The 14,137-nt window shown below is 68.2% G+C and carries 16 protein-coding genes and 1 riboswitch; of the genes, 11 read left to right on the top strand and 5 right to left on the bottom strand.

Annotation, left to right across the window (positions count from 1 at the left end; translation table 11 throughout):
* Window positions 1–74: 74 nt before the first annotated feature.
* Genes CLU95_RS14945 through CLU95_RS14930 form a run of 4 tightly spaced genes read left to right on the top strand, consistent with a single transcriptional unit; the run spans window position 75 to window position 3,100 of the window.
* A complete protein-coding gene (locus CLU95_RS14945; protein ID WP_099794237.1) occupies window positions 75–1,076 on the top strand; it encodes a KpsF/GutQ family sugar-phosphate isomerase in 1,002 nt (333 codons plus the stop codon).
* The gene (locus CLU95_RS14940; protein WP_062473615.1) at window positions 1,076–1,624 is read left to right on the top strand and encodes a KdsC family phosphatase; all 549 of its coding nucleotides are present in this window, start codon (window positions 1,076–1,078) and stop codon (window positions 1,622–1,624) included. Before CLU95_RS14945 ends, CLU95_RS14940 begins: the two co-directional genes overlap by 1 nt.
* A complete protein-coding gene (gene lptC, locus CLU95_RS14935) occupies window positions 1,621–2,271 on the top strand; it encodes an LPS export ABC transporter periplasmic protein LptC (protein ID WP_180288610.1) in 651 nt (216 codons plus the stop codon). Before CLU95_RS14940 ends, lptC begins: the two co-directional genes overlap by 4 nt.
* A 43-nt stretch (window positions 2,272–2,314) precedes the next feature.
* Window positions 2,315–3,100 carry an SDR family oxidoreductase gene (locus CLU95_RS14930; RefSeq protein WP_099794236.1) on the top strand — a complete coding sequence of 262 codons (786 nt, stop codon included), beginning with the start codon at window positions 2,315–2,317 and terminating at the stop codon, window positions 3,098–3,100.
* Window positions 3,101–3,201: 101 nt separating this feature from the next.
* On the opposite strand, the gene CLU95_RS14925 is transcribed toward CLU95_RS14930, so the two are convergent.
* Window positions 3,202–3,753: an RNA recognition motif domain-containing protein gene (locus CLU95_RS14925; protein WP_099794235.1), complete on the bottom strand. Its 552-nt coding sequence runs from the start codon at window positions 3,751–3,753 to the stop codon at window positions 3,202–3,204.
* A 259-nt stretch (window positions 3,754–4,012) separates the two neighbouring features.
* A riboswitch (yybP-ykoY riboswitch) is annotated at window positions 4,013–4,199 on the top strand.
* A gap of 9 nt (window positions 4,200–4,208) precedes the next feature.
* On the opposite strand from CLU95_RS14925, the gene CLU95_RS14920 reads away from it, so the two are divergent.
* The 4 genes from CLU95_RS14920 to CLU95_RS14905 all read left to right on the top strand — a co-directional run bounded on the left by CLU95_RS14920 (window position 4,209) and on the right by CLU95_RS14905 (window position 7,442).
* The gene (locus CLU95_RS14920; protein WP_099794234.1) at window positions 4,209–4,772 is read left to right on the top strand and encodes a TMEM165/GDT1 family protein; all 564 of its coding nucleotides are present in this window, start codon (window positions 4,209–4,211) and stop codon (window positions 4,770–4,772) included.
* 219 nt (window positions 4,773–4,991) lie between these two features.
* A complete protein-coding gene (gene metX, locus CLU95_RS14915) occupies window positions 4,992–6,233 on the top strand; it encodes a homoserine O-succinyltransferase MetX (protein ID WP_257214633.1) in 1,242 nt (413 codons plus the stop codon).
* Entirely contained in the window at window positions 6,230–6,817 is a 588-nt protein-coding gene (gene metW / locus CLU95_RS14910) for a methionine biosynthesis protein MetW (RefSeq protein ID WP_099794233.1), read from the top strand. The genes metX and metW overlap by 4 nt, the downstream gene beginning before the upstream one ends.
* 37 nt (window positions 6,818–6,854) lie before the next feature.
* Complete coding sequence (locus tag CLU95_RS14905; protein WP_099794232.1) at window positions 6,855–7,442, top strand: IMPACT family protein; 588 nt, start codon at window positions 6,855–6,857, stop codon at window positions 7,440–7,442.
* Here CLU95_RS14905 and CLU95_RS14900 read toward each other — a convergent pair.
* Window positions 7,387–8,319 carry an ion transporter gene (locus CLU95_RS14900; protein ID WP_099794231.1) on the bottom strand — a complete coding sequence of 311 codons (933 nt, stop codon included), beginning with the start codon at window positions 8,317–8,319 and terminating at the stop codon, window positions 7,387–7,389. The genes CLU95_RS14905 and CLU95_RS14900 overlap by 56 nt on opposite strands.
* A 113-nt stretch (window positions 8,320–8,432) precedes the next feature.
* On the opposite strand from CLU95_RS14900, the gene CLU95_RS14895 reads away from it, so the two are divergent.
* Complete coding sequence (locus CLU95_RS14895) at window positions 8,433–8,936, top strand: bactofilin family protein (RefSeq protein ID WP_099794230.1); 504 nt, start codon at window positions 8,433–8,435, stop codon at window positions 8,934–8,936.
* 21 nt (window positions 8,937–8,957) lie between these two features.
* Here the strand turns inward: CLU95_RS14895 and CLU95_RS14890 are convergent, their stop codons facing one another.
* On the bottom strand, window positions 8,958–9,737 hold the full coding sequence (locus tag CLU95_RS14890) for a DUF72 domain-containing protein (RefSeq protein WP_099794229.1): 780 nt from the start codon (window positions 9,735–9,737) through the stop codon (window positions 8,958–8,960).
* Window positions 9,738–9,827: 90 nt separating this feature from the next.
* On the opposite strand from CLU95_RS14890, the gene CLU95_RS14885 reads away from it, so the two are divergent.
* Window positions 9,828–11,336, top strand: a complete 1,509-nt coding sequence (locus tag CLU95_RS14885; RefSeq protein ID WP_099794228.1) for a M20 family metallopeptidase — start codon at window positions 9,828–9,830, stop codon at window positions 11,334–11,336.
* Window positions 11,337–11,409: 73 nt separating this feature from the next.
* Complete coding sequence (locus CLU95_RS14880; RefSeq protein WP_099794227.1) at window positions 11,410–12,285, top strand: alpha/beta hydrolase; 876 nt, start codon at window positions 11,410–11,412, stop codon at window positions 12,283–12,285.
* A 6-nt stretch (window positions 12,286–12,291) separates the two neighbouring features.
* Here CLU95_RS14880 and CLU95_RS14875 read toward each other — a convergent pair whose 3' ends face one another.
* Both CLU95_RS14875 and CLU95_RS14870 read right to left on the bottom strand, forming a co-directional pair.
* Window positions 12,292–13,470 carry an MFS transporter gene (locus CLU95_RS14875; protein WP_099794226.1) on the bottom strand — a complete coding sequence of 393 codons (1,179 nt, stop codon included), beginning with the start codon at window positions 13,468–13,470 and terminating at the stop codon, window positions 12,292–12,294.
* Between the two features lie 106 nt (window positions 13,471–13,576).
* Window positions 13,577–14,041: a YidB family protein gene (locus CLU95_RS14870; RefSeq protein ID WP_099797310.1), complete on the bottom strand. Its 465-nt coding sequence runs from the start codon at window positions 14,039–14,041 to the stop codon at window positions 13,577–13,579.
* Between the last annotated feature and the right edge of the window lie 96 nt (window positions 14,042–14,137).

The following is a 14,137-nucleotide window of genomic DNA, read 5'->3' as shown; positions in this document are numbered from 1 at the left end:
TAGAGCAATGTCCGTGCCCCGGGCTTCCCCGGGCCATGTGATCGCCGACCGCGCCCGCCTCGTAAAATCCGGCGATGAGCTCCCGCCCCGCCCCGACCCCCATGGTCGACCCCGAAGCCATCCTGGCCCGGGCACGCGTCACATTCGACATCGAAGCCGAAGCCGTCCTCGGCCTGAAGGCCCGCGTCGGTCCGAGTTTTGTCGAGGCCGTGCGCAAGATTCTTGAGGTGCGCGGCCGCGTGGTCGTGATGGGCATGGGCAAGAGCGGCCACGTCGGCCGCAAGATCGCCGCCACCCTCGCCTCCACCGGCACGCCCGCGATGTTCGTGCACCCGGCCGAGGCCAGCCACGGCGACCTCGGCATGATCAAGTCGGTCGACCTCGTGCTGGCCATCTCCAACAGCGGCGAGGTCGACGAACTCACCGTGCTGCTGCCGGTGGTCAAGCGCCAGGGCGTGCCCTTGATCGCCATCACCGGCCGTGCCGATTCCACCCTGGCGCGCCATGCCGACATCGTGATCGATGCCGGCGTCGCCAAGGAAGCCTGCCCGCTGAACCTCGCACCCACCGCGAGCACCACCGCGCAGATCGCCATGGGCGACGCCCTGGCCGTGGCCCTGCTCGACGCGCGCGGTTTCGGCTCCGAAGACTTCGCGCGCTCGCACCCGGGCGGCGCGCTGGGCCGCAAGCTGCTCACCCACCTGAGCGACGTCATGCGCTCGGGCGACGAGGTGCCGTGCGTGCCGCCGACGGCCACCGTCAGCGAGCTGATGCGCGCGATGAGCATCAAGGGCTTCGGCGCCGCTGCCGTGGTCGAGTCCGATGGCCGGGCGCTGGGCATCTTCACCGACGGCGACCTGCGCCGCCTGATCGAAGCCGGCGCCGACCTGCGCACGCCCAAGGCGGCCGACATCATGCACCGCGACCCGCGCACCATCCGCGTCGACGCGCTGGCGGTGGAGGCGGCCGAACTCATGGAGCAATGCGGCATCACCCGCCTGTTCGTGATCGACAGCGCGGGGGTGATCGTCGGCGCGGTGAACACCAACGACCTGATGCGCGCGAAGGTCATCTGATGCCGCTTGATTTCCAGGCCGAGACCCTGCTGGCCGCGCAAGATGTGCGCATCGTCTTCTTCGACATCGACGGCGTGCTGACCGACGGCGGCGTGTACTTCACCGAGCACGGCGAAACGCTCAAGCGCTTCAGCATCCTCGACGGCTACGGCCTCAAGCTGCTGCGCAAGGCCGGCATCACGCCGGCCGTGATCACCGGGCGCGACTCCAAGCCGCTGCGCGTGCGGCTCGAGGCGCTGGGCATCGAGCACGTGCGCTACGGCACCGAAGACAAGCTGCCCGCCGCCGAAGCCATGCTGAAGCAGCTCGGCTTCACCTGGGCGCAGGCCGCCGCCATCGGCGACGACTGGCCCGACCTGCCGGTGCTGACCCGCGTCGGCTTCGCAGCAGCGCCGGCCAACGCGCACGCCGAAGTGCGTGCCGTGGCGCGCTATGTGACCACCGCACGCGGCGGCGAAGGCGCGGCGCGCGAATTCTGCGACCTGCTGTTGACGGCCTGCGGCCAGTACCGCCCGCTGCTCGACGCTGCCCTGGGCCCCCGACCATGAGCCCGCAGCTGCGACGCGCCTGGAACCTGACGCGCGATGTGCTCGACCGCACCACCATCTACCTGCCGATCATCCTGATGGCGGGCGTGGCGCTGGGCACCTACTGGCTGGTGCGCAATGCGCCCAAGCTGCTGGAGCCCACCGCCAAGGCGGCGCCCACGCACGAGCCCGACTACTTCATGCGGGACTTCGTCATCAAGAATTTCCTGCCCAACGGCGACCTGCGCAGCGAGCTGCACGGCACCGAGGGACGGCACTACCCGGACACCGACACCATCGAGGTCGACCAGGTGCGCATGCGCTCGGTGTCGCCCGAGGGGCTCGTCACGCGTTCGTCGGCGAACCGGGGCTTGTCGAACTCCGATGGCAGCGAGATCCAGCTGTTCGGCAACGCGATCGTGATCCGCGAACCGACGGTCAGCGCAAGCGGCAAGGCCACGCCGCGGCTGGAGTTCCGTGGCGAGTTCCTGCACGCGTTTCTCGACACCGAGAAGGTGCAGTCGAACAAGCCGGTCACGCTCATCCGCGGCAGCGACCAGTTCACCGGCGACACGCTCGACTACGACAACCTGAGCGGCGTGGCCAACCTCACAGGCCGCGTGCGCGGCGTGCTGGTGCCGTCGGCCGCGGCGGGCAAGCCGCGCTGAGCGGCTGCCATACAAAAACAAGCTCCCGGGAGACGACCGATACATGACCACCGCCGCACCGCTCGTCTTCATCACCGGCGCTTCCAGCGGCATCGGCCAGGCCCTGGCCGCGTCTTTCTACGACGCGGGCTACCGGCTGGCGCTGGTCGCGCGGCGCACGGCGGAGATCGACGCCTGGGCCACGGGTCGCCAGCTGGACGCGGGCCGCTACCAGGTCTACGGTGCCGACGTGGCGGACACCGACAGCATCGTGGCCGCCGGCACCGACTGCATCGCGCGCCAGGGCGTGCCCGACGTGGTGATCGCCAACGCCGGCATCAGCATCGGCATCGACACGGCCGACCGCGCGGACCTCGACGTGCTGGCGCGCACCTTCGCCGTCAACAACGTGGGGCTGGCCGCCACCTTTCATCCCTTCGTGCAGGCCATGGTGCAGCGTGGCAGCGGGCGGCTTGTGGGCATCGGCAGCGTCGCCGCCATTCGCGGGCTGCCGGGGCACGGCGCCTACTGCGCGAGCAAGGCCGGCGTCGTGGCGTACTGCGAGAGCCTGCGCGGGGAGCTGCGCACCAGCGGGGTGAAGGTCGTCACGCTCTGCCCGGGCTACATCGACACGCCGCTGACGCAGGGCAACCGCTACGGCATGCCCTTTCTCATGCAGCCCGAAGACTTTGCGGCCCAGGCGCTGCGCGCCATTGAGGCCGGCACGAGCTACCGCGTGATTCCGTGGCAGATGGGCGTGGTCGCCAAGGTCATGCGCCTGCTGCCCAACGCCGTGCTCGACCGCGCGGTGCAGGGCCGGGCGCGCAAGAAGCGCAGCGGCGAAGCCTGAGCTGCTGCGTCGCTGATCAGCGGCGCGCAGCCAAAAAAAAGGCTCCCGAGGGAGCCTTTTGTGTTTGTGTGCCGTGAGGCATGCGAAGGAGTGAACGGGGGTCAGTACCCACCGTTGCCGCCGCCGCCGTAGCCGCCACCACCGCCGCCGCTGCGACCACCGCCGCCGCCGCCACGGGGACCTGCGCCATAGGGGCTGCGGAAACCGCCATCGCCACCACCGCCGCCGCCCGAGCGACCACCACCGCCACCGCCGTAGCCGCCGCCACCGCCGGAACGGCCACCGCCGCCACCACCGTAGCCGCCACCACCGCCGCCGCCGTAGCCACCGCCACCACCGCCGCCATAACCACCACCACCGCCGCCGCCGCCGTAGCCGCCACCACCGCTGCGGGGAGGACGTGCTTCCATGGGACGTGCCTCGTTGACGACCACGCTGCGGCCGCCCAGGGGCTGGCCGTTCATGCCGTTGATGGCGGCCTGTGCTTCCGCGTCACTGCCCATCTCGACAAAGCCGAAGCCCTTCGAGCGACCCGTGTCGCGCTCCATCATGACCTTGGCGCTGGTCACTGCGCCGAACTGGCCAAAGGCCTGTTCGAGATCACCGTCGCGCACCGAGTAAGGCAGGTTGCCGACGTAGAGTTTGTTGCCCATCAAGGGACTCCTATAAACACATCAAGAAAAGCGATGGAGTCCCGAAAGCATCACTCAAACGAGAGCCGCCGAGCCGCGCGAAACTGACCGATCACCGAATTGCTCCCTCCCAAAATCAAGAGGGAGGCTCGTGCATTATGGGTGAAATATCAAAAAAGCAAGCGGGAATTTGCGTCTTGAGGTAGCACTTGTTGAAAGCATTTGAAGTTAGCGCACGCCTACCTGTTTGAGCCGGGGGAATTGACGATGCGGCTACAATTTGCGGGTCATTGGGGAGTAGCCGCCTTCCGTATACGAGAAGGGCCCGCGTCAACAGACTTGTCCTTGCCCCACGAGGACATGGCGCGTGCAGTGAACACACCTGGCGAGACCTTTGACCGCACAACTTCGGGAATATGGCCGAAGGTGTTGTGCGGTCAATTGCGTCCTTCGGCCCAAGGAACCCCACATCCATCATGGAAGCTTTTCTCGTTGCAACGGGCGTGGTTGCGCTCGCCGAAATGGGCGACAAGACCCAACTCCTGGCCCTCTTGCTGGCCGCGCGTTTCAGGAAACCCTGGCCGATCGTGCTCGGCATCTTCGTCGCCACGGTCGTCAACCACGCGCTGGCCGGCGCGGTCGGCAACTACATCACGCGCTGGCTCGGCCCCGAGGTGCTGCGCTGGATTTTGGGCGGCTCGTTCATCGCGATGGCCGCCTGGATGCTGATTCCTGACAAGCTCGATGAAGACGACGCCCCCGGCGTCTCGAAGTTCGGCGTCTTCGGCACCACCGTGATCGCCTTCTTCCTGGCCGAGATGGGCGACAAGACCCAGATCGCCACCGTCATGCTGGCCGCCCGCTTCACGCAGGACTACGCCTGGGTCGTTGTCGGCACCACGCTGGGCATGATGCTGGCCAATGCGCCGGTCGTGTGGCTGGGCGACAAGATCGTGCGGCGCGTGCCGATCAAACTCGTGCACGGCATCTCGGCGGCGATCTTCCTGGTGCTGGGCGTCATCATGATCGTCGGCTGGTAAGAAGGGCGGGTTCCTTCCAGGAACACCGCGGAACCGGCTTTGCCGGGCCGCTGGTGTTGCCCCCGGAAAGGGGGTTGGAGAAGCGACACGCAGTGCGCGGAGCCTGGGGGATATACTAGATATGCGCCGATTTGCTTCAGCTTGCGGGCGCTTTATAAATTCTGCTAAAGACGGCTGCCGAACCCGGCTCGTTTTTGGCGAGGCCGGGTTTTTTCATTCATGTCGTCGCCATCACCTTTGGTCGTCACCCCGCAGTCGATGCAGTTCGCAGGCCCGCTGGCCCTGCGCAGCGGCGCCTCGATCAGCGGCTACACGCTCGCCTACGAAACCTACGGCACCCTCAACGCCGAGCGCAGCAATGCGGTGCTGGTGTGCCATGCGCTCAACGCCTCGCACCACGTTGCGGGCGTGTACGAGGGCCAGGCCCGCTCCGAGGGCTGGTGGGACAACATGGTGGGCCCGGGCAAGCCGCTGGACACCGACCGCTTCTTCGTGATCGGCGTCAACAACCTCGGCTCCTGCTTCGGCTCGACCGGCCCGATGCACGTGAACCCCGCCAACGGCCGTGTTTACGGCGCCGACTTCCCGGTGGTCACGGTCGAAGACTGGGTCGACGCCCAGGCCGTGCTGCTCGACGCACTGGGCATCCAGACGCTCGCGGCCGTGATGGGCGGCAGCCTCGGCGGCATGCAGGCGCTGTCGTGGACGCTGCAGTACCCCGATCGCGTGCGGCATGCCGTGGTGGTGGCCAGCGCGCCCAACCTCACGGCCGAGAACATCGCCTTCAACGAGGTGGCGCGCCGCGCCATCGTGACCGACCCCGACTTCCACGGCGGCCACTTCTACGAATACGGCGTGATCCCCAAGCGCGGCCTGCGCATCGCGCGAATGATCGGCCACATCACCTACCTGAGCGACGACGTGATGAACGCCAAGTTCGGGCGCATTCTGCGCAGCGCTGTCGAGGGTGAAGCGGCGGGGCTCGACTACCGCTATTCCACGCAGGACGTCGAGTTCCAGATCGAAAGCTACCTGCGCTACCAGGGCGACAAGTTCAGCGAGTACTTCGACGCCAACACCTACCTGCTGATCACCCGCGCGCTCGACTACTTCGACCCCGCGCGCCACCACGGCGGCCAGCTCAGCACCGCACTGGCGCAGGCCACGGCCAAGTTCCTGCTCGTGAGCTTCAAGACCGACTGGCGCTTCTCGCCCGCGCGCAGCCGCGAGATCGTGAAGGCGCTGCTCGACAACCGCCGCAACGTGAGCTACGCCGAGATCGACGCGCCGCACGGCCACGACGCCTTTCTGCTCGACGACGTGCGCTACATGGGCGTGGTGCGCTCGTACTTCGAACGCGTCGCCAAGGAATTGAGCGACGCCGGGCCGCCCCAAGGCGCGGGCCCCCAGGGGGGTGGCGCAGCACACGAAGTGGCAAGCCTGGGGGGGGCTGTTGCATGAGCGACATCGAACATCAACGACTGATTGCCGAACTCGTGCCCCAGGGATCGCGCGTGCTCGACCTCGGCTGCGGCGACGGCGCCCTGCTCGACCTGCTGCAGCGCGAGCGCGGCTGCACCGGCTACGGCGTGGAGATTGCCGACGGCAACGTGCTGCAGTGCATCCGCCGCGGCGTCGACGTGATCCAGCTCAACCTTGACGAAGGCCTGGCGATGTTCGACGACGCCACCTTCGACGTCGTGCTGCAGATCGACACGCTGCAGCACCTGCGCAATGCCGAGGTCATGCTGCGCGAGACCGCGCGCGTGGGCCGCTTCGGCATCGTCGCCTTTCCCAATTTTGCGCACTGGCCCAACCGCCTGAGCGTGGCGCGCGGGCGCATGCCCGTGACGCGCCGCCTGCCCTACCAGTGGTACGACACGCCCAACATCCGCGTCGGCACCTACAAGGACTTCGAGGTGCTGGCCGGCAAGAACAACCTGCGCGTGCTCGACGCCTTCGGCCTGCAGAACGGCCGCGACGTGCGCTGGCTGCCCAACGCGCGCGCCAGCACGGCGGTCTTCAAGTTCGAGCGGGGCGGCTGAGCACGCCGCCCTTGCACCGCACGGACATCGGGTCGGAATGAGCTTCACGCTCGCGCAGCCGGTTCACAGCGAACTGCTCATCAAGAAAAGCCGCTTCATCGGTTGCGTGCAACCGGTGCCCGACCGCGCGGCGGCGCTGGCGGTGGTCGCCTCGTTGCGCGCCGAACACCCCGGCGCCGCGCACGTGTGCTGGGCCCTGATGGCCGGCGGCCAGTCGGCCGCGAACGACGACGGCGAGCCCGGCGGCACGGCCGGGCGCCCGATGTTGGAAGTGCTGCGCCACCAGCAGGTGGAAGGCGCGCTCGCCACCGTGGTGCGCTACTTCGGCGGCGTGAAACTCGGTGCCGGCGGCCTCGTGCGGGCCTACACCGATGCCGTGGCACAGGCCCTGCTCGGCGCCACGCTGGTGCCGCTCGTGCGTCAGCGCCAGCTGCAGTGCGCCGTGCCCTATGCGCTCGAGGGGCTGGTGCGGCGCGAGCTGGCCGCCATCGGCGCGGTGCTCGAAGACGTGCAGCACGGCGACGACGTGCGCTTTGCCTTCGCGCTGCCCGCGCCCGAGGCCGATGCCTTCATCGCGCGCCTCGACGATGCTGCGCAAGGGCGCGTCGTCTGGCCGACGGCGTGAGCCGCTTCGCCGGCGCCTTGCCCGAAGCCGGCTCCGCCGTGAGGGCGAGCACGCCGCGCGATGCGAGCGCGATGGGCTCCGCCAGGTCGTCGTCGACACTGCGCCGTGTCATCTCGGCGGTCACGATGCCGGTGGGCACGGCCAGCACGCCCCAGCCCAGCAGCATCATCACCGAGGCGATCGCGCGGCCCAGGTCGGTCTTGGGCACGAGGTCGCCGAAGCCGACCGTCGCCATGGTGGAGATGGCCCAGTAGATCGCCACCGGAATGCTGGTGAAGCCGTGCGTCGGGCCTTCGACCACGTACATCAGCGTGCCCATCACCAGCACCACGAGCATCACGAAGCCCACGAACACCGTGATCTTGCGACGGCTGGACGCCACGGCCTGCACCAGCGCCCGGTACTCCACCGAATAGCGCGAGAGCTTGAAGATGCGGAACACGCGCAGCAACCGCAGGATGCGCACGTCGATCAGGTAGGCCAGCTCGGGCGCGAAGGCCACGAGAAAGGTCGGCAGCAGCGCGAGCAGGTCGATCACGCCGTAGAAGCTCAGCGCGTAGCGCAGCGGCTTGTTCACGCAGCACAGCCGTGCGATGTACTCCAGCGTGAAGAGAATCGTGAACACCCATTCGAGGGCATTGAACAGTGGCCGCCACTGGTCGCGGATCGACTGCACGCTGTCCAGGATGACGACCAGCACGCTGGTGACGATCACCGCGATCAGCGCCAGGTCGAACCACAGGCCGGCGGGCGTGTCGGCCTCGAAGATCACGGTGAACAGCGTGCGCCGCCAGCCGCGTGCAGGTTTGTCGAACCGCGAGTCGGTGTCGGAGGGCGTGGACAGGGCTTCGATGTTCGGACGGATCAGGCGGGTCATGAGGGCATTGTCATGGGGCCGGGCGACTTATTCAGTTACGCTTCTTGCGCAATGAAGTGCCGCATGCAGCGAGCGCCTTCTTACGATAGTCCCCTTTCTTGAGGAGCTCCCCATTGGCCACACAGTCCCCCTTTTTCGGCAAGCGCGATCGTGACACCGACTCGCTGACGTCCCGTCCCGCACCGCTGGTCGGTTCGGGCACCAATCTCTCGGGCACTCCCGTCAATCCCTCCTCGTTGACTGCGCAAGCCGGCCTGGCCCCGGTGGCAGCCGCTCCCGCCGTCAAGGAAGGCGGCAGCAAGCTCACCGTCGGCCCGAACATCAAGCTCAAGGGCGTCGAGATCACCGATTGCGACACGCTCGTGGTCGAAGGCCTGGTCGAAGCGACCATGGATTCGCGCCTGATGCAGATCGCCGAACAGGGCGAGTTCAAGGGCTCGGCCGAAATCGACATCGCCGAAATCCGCGGCGTGTTCGACGGCAACCTCACCGTGCGCGAAAAGCTCGTCATCCACTCGACCGGCAAGGTCACCGGCAAGATCCGCTACGGCAAGATCGTGATCGAAGAAGGCGGCCAGCTGTCGGGCGAAATCAGCTTCGGCGCCAAGGCGTCGTAAGACAGCCCGTGCAGGCCGCCCTCAGGCGGCCGGCGGCTCCCATCCCAGGCGCTCCAGCAAGGCACCGGCCGCGGCCGGTGCCTTTTCTTTGGCGCCGTTGATGAAGTACACGAACACGTCGCGCGCCTTCGGTGCAGCGGCCCAGCCCTGTGCGCGCTCGGCCCAGGTGTCGAGCGCCTTCGGCCCGTAGCCCGTCTTGAGCTTCGCGTCGGCCATCATGAGCCGCGCATAGGCGACGTCGCCTTCGGGCTCCTCGAACGACGGAAACTTGTCGGCGTCGGTGAACACGGTCGACACCTTGTGCTTCTTCGCGAGCGCCTTGTAGGCGGGCGTGATGAAGCTCTCGTGGCGCACGTCCATCACGTGGCGCAGCACGCGGCTGCCCTCCTTCTTGGGCAGCAGTTCCAGGAACGCCTCGAAGTCTTCCGCATCGAACTGCTTGGTCGGCATGAACTGCCAGACGATCGGCCCGAGCTTGTCGCCCAGCTCGCTCACGCCGCTGTCGATGAAGCGCTGGACCGACTCGCCCGCGCTCGCCAGCACCTTGCGGTTGGTCGTGAAGCGCGAGGCCTTCATCGAGAACATGAAGCCGTCCGGCGTGTCGTCGTGCCACTTGCGGAAGGTCTCGGGCTTGAAGGTGCTGTAGTAGGTGCCGTTGACCTCGATGGCGCTGACCTGCCGGCTGGCGTAGTTCAACTCCTTCGCGTGGGCCAGGCCCTTGGGGTAGAAGTTGTCGCGCCAGGGCTCGTAGGTCCAGCCGCCGATGCCTGCCTTGATCCGGGTCGATGTTGCCTTGCTCACGCTGCCCTCCGGGTTGAGATCGCCCGCACTCTACGCGCGCTCGCCGCGAGGCGCAAAATGCGTTTTTTCGTCCCCGCGGAGAACCCCCCGATGAACGCCCCCCTGCACCGTGAAATGCCCGCCGGCACGCTCGACGCGACGCGCGCCCTCTCTGATGTCACCGCCCAATGGGACGGCGACATCGTCAAGCAACTCACCGACTACATCGCCATTCCCGCCAAGTCGCCTGGCTTCGACAAGGACTGGTCGGCCAACGGCTACCTGGAGACCGTGCTGCGCAACGCCGCGGCCTGGGTCGAGGCGCAGAAGGTCGAAGGTCTGAAGCTCGAAATCGTGCGCCTCGAAGGCCGCACGCCGGTGCTGTTCTTCGAAGTGCCGGCCACCGGCACCAACATGACCGAGACCGTGCTCATGTACGGCCACCTCGACAAGCAACCCGAATTCACCGGCTGGCGCAACGACCTCGGCCCGTGGACGCCCAAGTACGAGAACGGCCTGCTCTACGGCCGCGGCGGCGCCGACGACGGCTACGCCGTGTACGCCAGCGTGGCCGCGCTGCAGGCCCTCAAGGCGCAGGGCGTGGCGCACCCGCGCATCGTCGGCCTCATCGAGACCTGCGAGGAAAGCGGCTCCTACGACCTGCTGCCGTACGTCGACGCGCTGCGTCCGCGCCTGGGCCAGGTCGAACTGGTGATCTGCCTCGACTCGGGCGCCGGCAACTACGACCAGCTGTGGCTCACCACCTCGCTGCGCGGCATGGCCAGCGGCACGCTCAAGGTCGAGGTGCTGACCGAAGGCATCCACTCGGGCGACGCCTCGGGCCTCGTGCCCTCGAGCTTCCGCATCATGCGGCAGGTGCTCGACCGCCTCGAAGACAGCGCCACCGGCCGACTGCTGCCCGCCAGCTTCCACTGCGAAGTACCGGCCGACCGGCTGGCGCAGGCCAAGGCCACGGCCGCCATCCTCGGCGACGAGGTCTACAAGCGCTTCCCGTGGGCGCACTACGACTGTGGCGGCTCGACCATGTTCGCGCTGCCGACCACCACCGACCCGCTCGAAGCGCTGCTCAACCGCACCTGGAAACCCACGCTGTCGGTGACCGGCGCCGAAGGCTTCCCGGCCCTGAAGGACGCGGGCAACGTGCTGCGCCCCTACACCGCCTTCAAGCTGTCGCTGCGCCTGCCGCCGCTGGTCGATGCGGCCGAGACGGTGCAGAAGCTCAAGGCCCTGCTCGAAGACAACGCGCCCTACCAGGCCCGCGTCACCTTCGAAGGCAGCGGCGCCACCGGCTGGAACGCACCGACCATCACGCCGTGGTTCGAGGACGCGCTCAACAAGGCCTCGCGCGCGCACTTCGGCGCCTCGTGCGGCTACATCGGTCAGGGCGGCACGATCCCGCTGATGAACATGCTGAGCGCCGGCTTCCCGACGGCGCAGATGATGGTCTGCGGCGTGCTCGGCCCGAAGAGCAACGCGCACGGCCCCAACGAGTTCCTGCACGTGCCCTACGCCAAGAAGCTGACGGCCGCCGTGGCCGAGGTCATCGCCGCCCTGCCGGTCGCGCATCGCGCTGCGGCTGCGGAGCCGGTGGCGGCTTGAGCGCCGCGCCGGGCCGCCCCAAGCAAGCGCGCTCCCGCTCGGCGGGAAGGCGCGCAGCGCCAAGGGTGCACCCATGAGCGACGCGCTGCCCCTGCCGCACCGTGTGTCTCTGTCCACGCCGGACGGCGAGACGCTGGCGCTGCGGCGGCTGCCCGTGGCCGGCACACCCCGCGCCGTCGTGGTCGTGGTGCACGGGCTGGGCGAGCACGCGGGGCGTTATCACGGCTTGGCCAAGCAACTGCATGCCTGGGGCTTCGCGGTCTGGGCGCACGACCACCACGGGCACGGCGAGTCCACCGGTGCGCGCGGCGGCCTGCCCAGCGAACTGCGGCTGGTCGACGACCTGGCCCTGGTGATCGACGATGCGCGCCGCGAGAACCCCGGCGTGCCGCTGGTGTTGCTGGGCCACAGCCTGGGCGGTTTGGTCGCCGCGAGCCTGGTGGCGCGCGGGGTGCGGCCGGTCGATGCGCTGGTGCTGTCGTCGCCAGGGCTCGACCCGGGGCTGAACGGCGTCCAGAAGATGCTGCTGGCCGTGCTGCCGCGCATCGCGCCCAACCTGCGCGTGGGCAACGGGCTCGACGACAACTACCTTTCGCACGACCCGGTGGTGGTGCAGGCCTACCGCGACGATCCGCTCACGCACGACCGCATCGGCAGCCGGCTGGCGCGCTTTCTTGCGTACGAAGGCGCCACGGTGCAGCAGCATGCGGCGCACTGGCCGGTGCCCACGCTGTTGATCTACGCGGGCGACGACCGGCTCGTGCGGCCGGCTGCGAGCCGCGCCTTCGCGGCGGCCGCGGCGCCCAGCGGCAAGGTCGAGGCGAAGTGCTTCGACACGCTGTACCACGAGCTCTTCAACGAGCTGGACGCGGAGCCCGTGTTCGACACGCTGCAGCGTTGGCTCGACCGGCGGTTCCCGGTCGCGGCCGAGTCCACGCTCGCCGCCTGAGGTCGCTCAGGCCTTGGCCGCCAGCGCCTGCTTGCGCTGAGTCTGCGCGAGCCAGAGCAGCGCTGCGCCGGTCAGCACCACCGGCACCAGCGAACCGTAGTTCAGCAGCTGCCAGCCCTGCGTGGTCACCAGCACGCCCGAAGCGAACGAGGTCAGCGCCAGCGTCGCGAACACGCAGAAGTTGAGCGCGCCCTGGGCGCGGTCGCGCTCTTCGGCGGTGTAGGCCGTGAGCGAGAGCGTCGTGCTGCCGGTGAACAGGAAATTCCAGCCCACGCCCAGCAGGAACAGCGCCACCAGGAAGTGGTGCAGCTCCACGCCCGACAGCGCCACCACGATGCAGCCGAGGTTGAGCGCCAGCCCCACCCCCATCACCGGCAGCACGCCGAAGCGGCGGATCAGGTGGCCGGTGAAAAAGCCCGGCGCGAACATGCCGATCACGTGCCATTCGAGCACCAGCGCCGCGTCGGAAAACGGCAGGCTGCAGATCTGCATCGCGATGGGCGTGGCGGCCATCAGCAGGTTCATCACGCCGTAGCTCAGTGCGCCCGCGGCGGCCGACACGATGAACACGGGCTGCCGCATGATCTCGCCCAGCGACCGGCCGCCGGCGGCTTCCTTGCGGGTCGGCGACGGCGGGAATTCGATGAAGCGCATCACCGCCATCGAGAGCAGCGCCACCGCCGCCAGCGCGATGTAGGCGCCGGCGAACGGCACGGCGAGGATGCCGCGCGTGAAGGTCGCCAGGTTCGGCCCCGCCACCGCGCCGATCAGGCCGCCGGCCATCACCATCGACACGGCCTTCTCGCGCCAGGCCGGCAGTGCCAGTTCGGCCGCCGCAAAACGGTAGAGGCCGGCGTTGGCGTTGTAGTAGCCCGCGACCAGGGTCGCGAAGCACAGCAGCCAGAAGTTCTTGGAGGATGCCGCGTAGGCGCACAGCAGCGCCGAGCCGACCGCCACCGCCAGCCCGATCTGGAACGAACCGCGGCGCCCGAAGCGCTGCTGCGTGCGCGCCACCAGCCCCGTGCTCAGCGCGCCGCCCACCACGTAGCCCATCACGGGCAGCGTGGCCATCCAGCCCTGCGGCGCGATGCCCAGGCCCACGAGACCGTTGATGGCGATGAAGGTGACGTTGTTGGTCAGGAGCAGGCCCTGGCAGATGGCCAGGAGCCACAGATTGCGATTCATGGGGCGCGGTTCTACGCGATTGGGCGACGAAGGCAAGGCACCGGCCAAAAAAAAGCGCCCTCGCGGGCGCCGGAATTCTGAGAATGGAAATTTGCCGGGTGGCAGGTCAGGTCGGCTTGTTGCCTTGCAGCAGACCGCTGAGCGAGCCCAGCAGGTCGTCATGGTTGCCGAGGCCTTGCTCGGGCACCTTGCCCTGCGGCGTGAGCTGGTTGATGAGGGCCGGCAGCATGGTCGCCAGCATCGGCAGCAACATTTGTGCGTTGATGCCGAGTTTGGAAGCGATGGCGGCGATCGTGTCGCCGCCCAACGCGTTCTGCAGCTGATCGCCCGAGACCTGCTTGTTTTCGCCGTTGCCGATCCACGAGCCGATCACGTCGCCCATGCCCGCCTGCTCGAATTTCGAGACCATGCCGCCGAGGCCGCCCTGCCCGCCGTTGTTGGCAAGCAGGCCGCCCAGTGCGCCGGCGAGGCCTCCGAGATCTCCCAATCCCCCGAGGCCACCGCCTTGCGGTTGCTGCTGTTGTCCAGCGCCTCCAAGCACCTGACCGAGTACCGAATCGAGCAAACCCATGACCATTCCTTGGTGTGTGACAGAAACGCTCACATTTTCCAATGTGGCGACCCGCTCGCCGAAAGTGGCGCGGCCACTTTCGAACGGGCAACGTGA

The sequence above is a fragment of the Variovorax sp. 54 genome (assembly GCF_002754375.1).
In the GTDB taxonomy this organism is placed as follows: Bacteria; Pseudomonadota; Gammaproteobacteria; order Burkholderiales; family Burkholderiaceae_C; genus Variovorax.
Note: the sequence above shows the minus strand (reverse complement) of the source record. Positions and strands in the feature narration are given on the sequence as shown.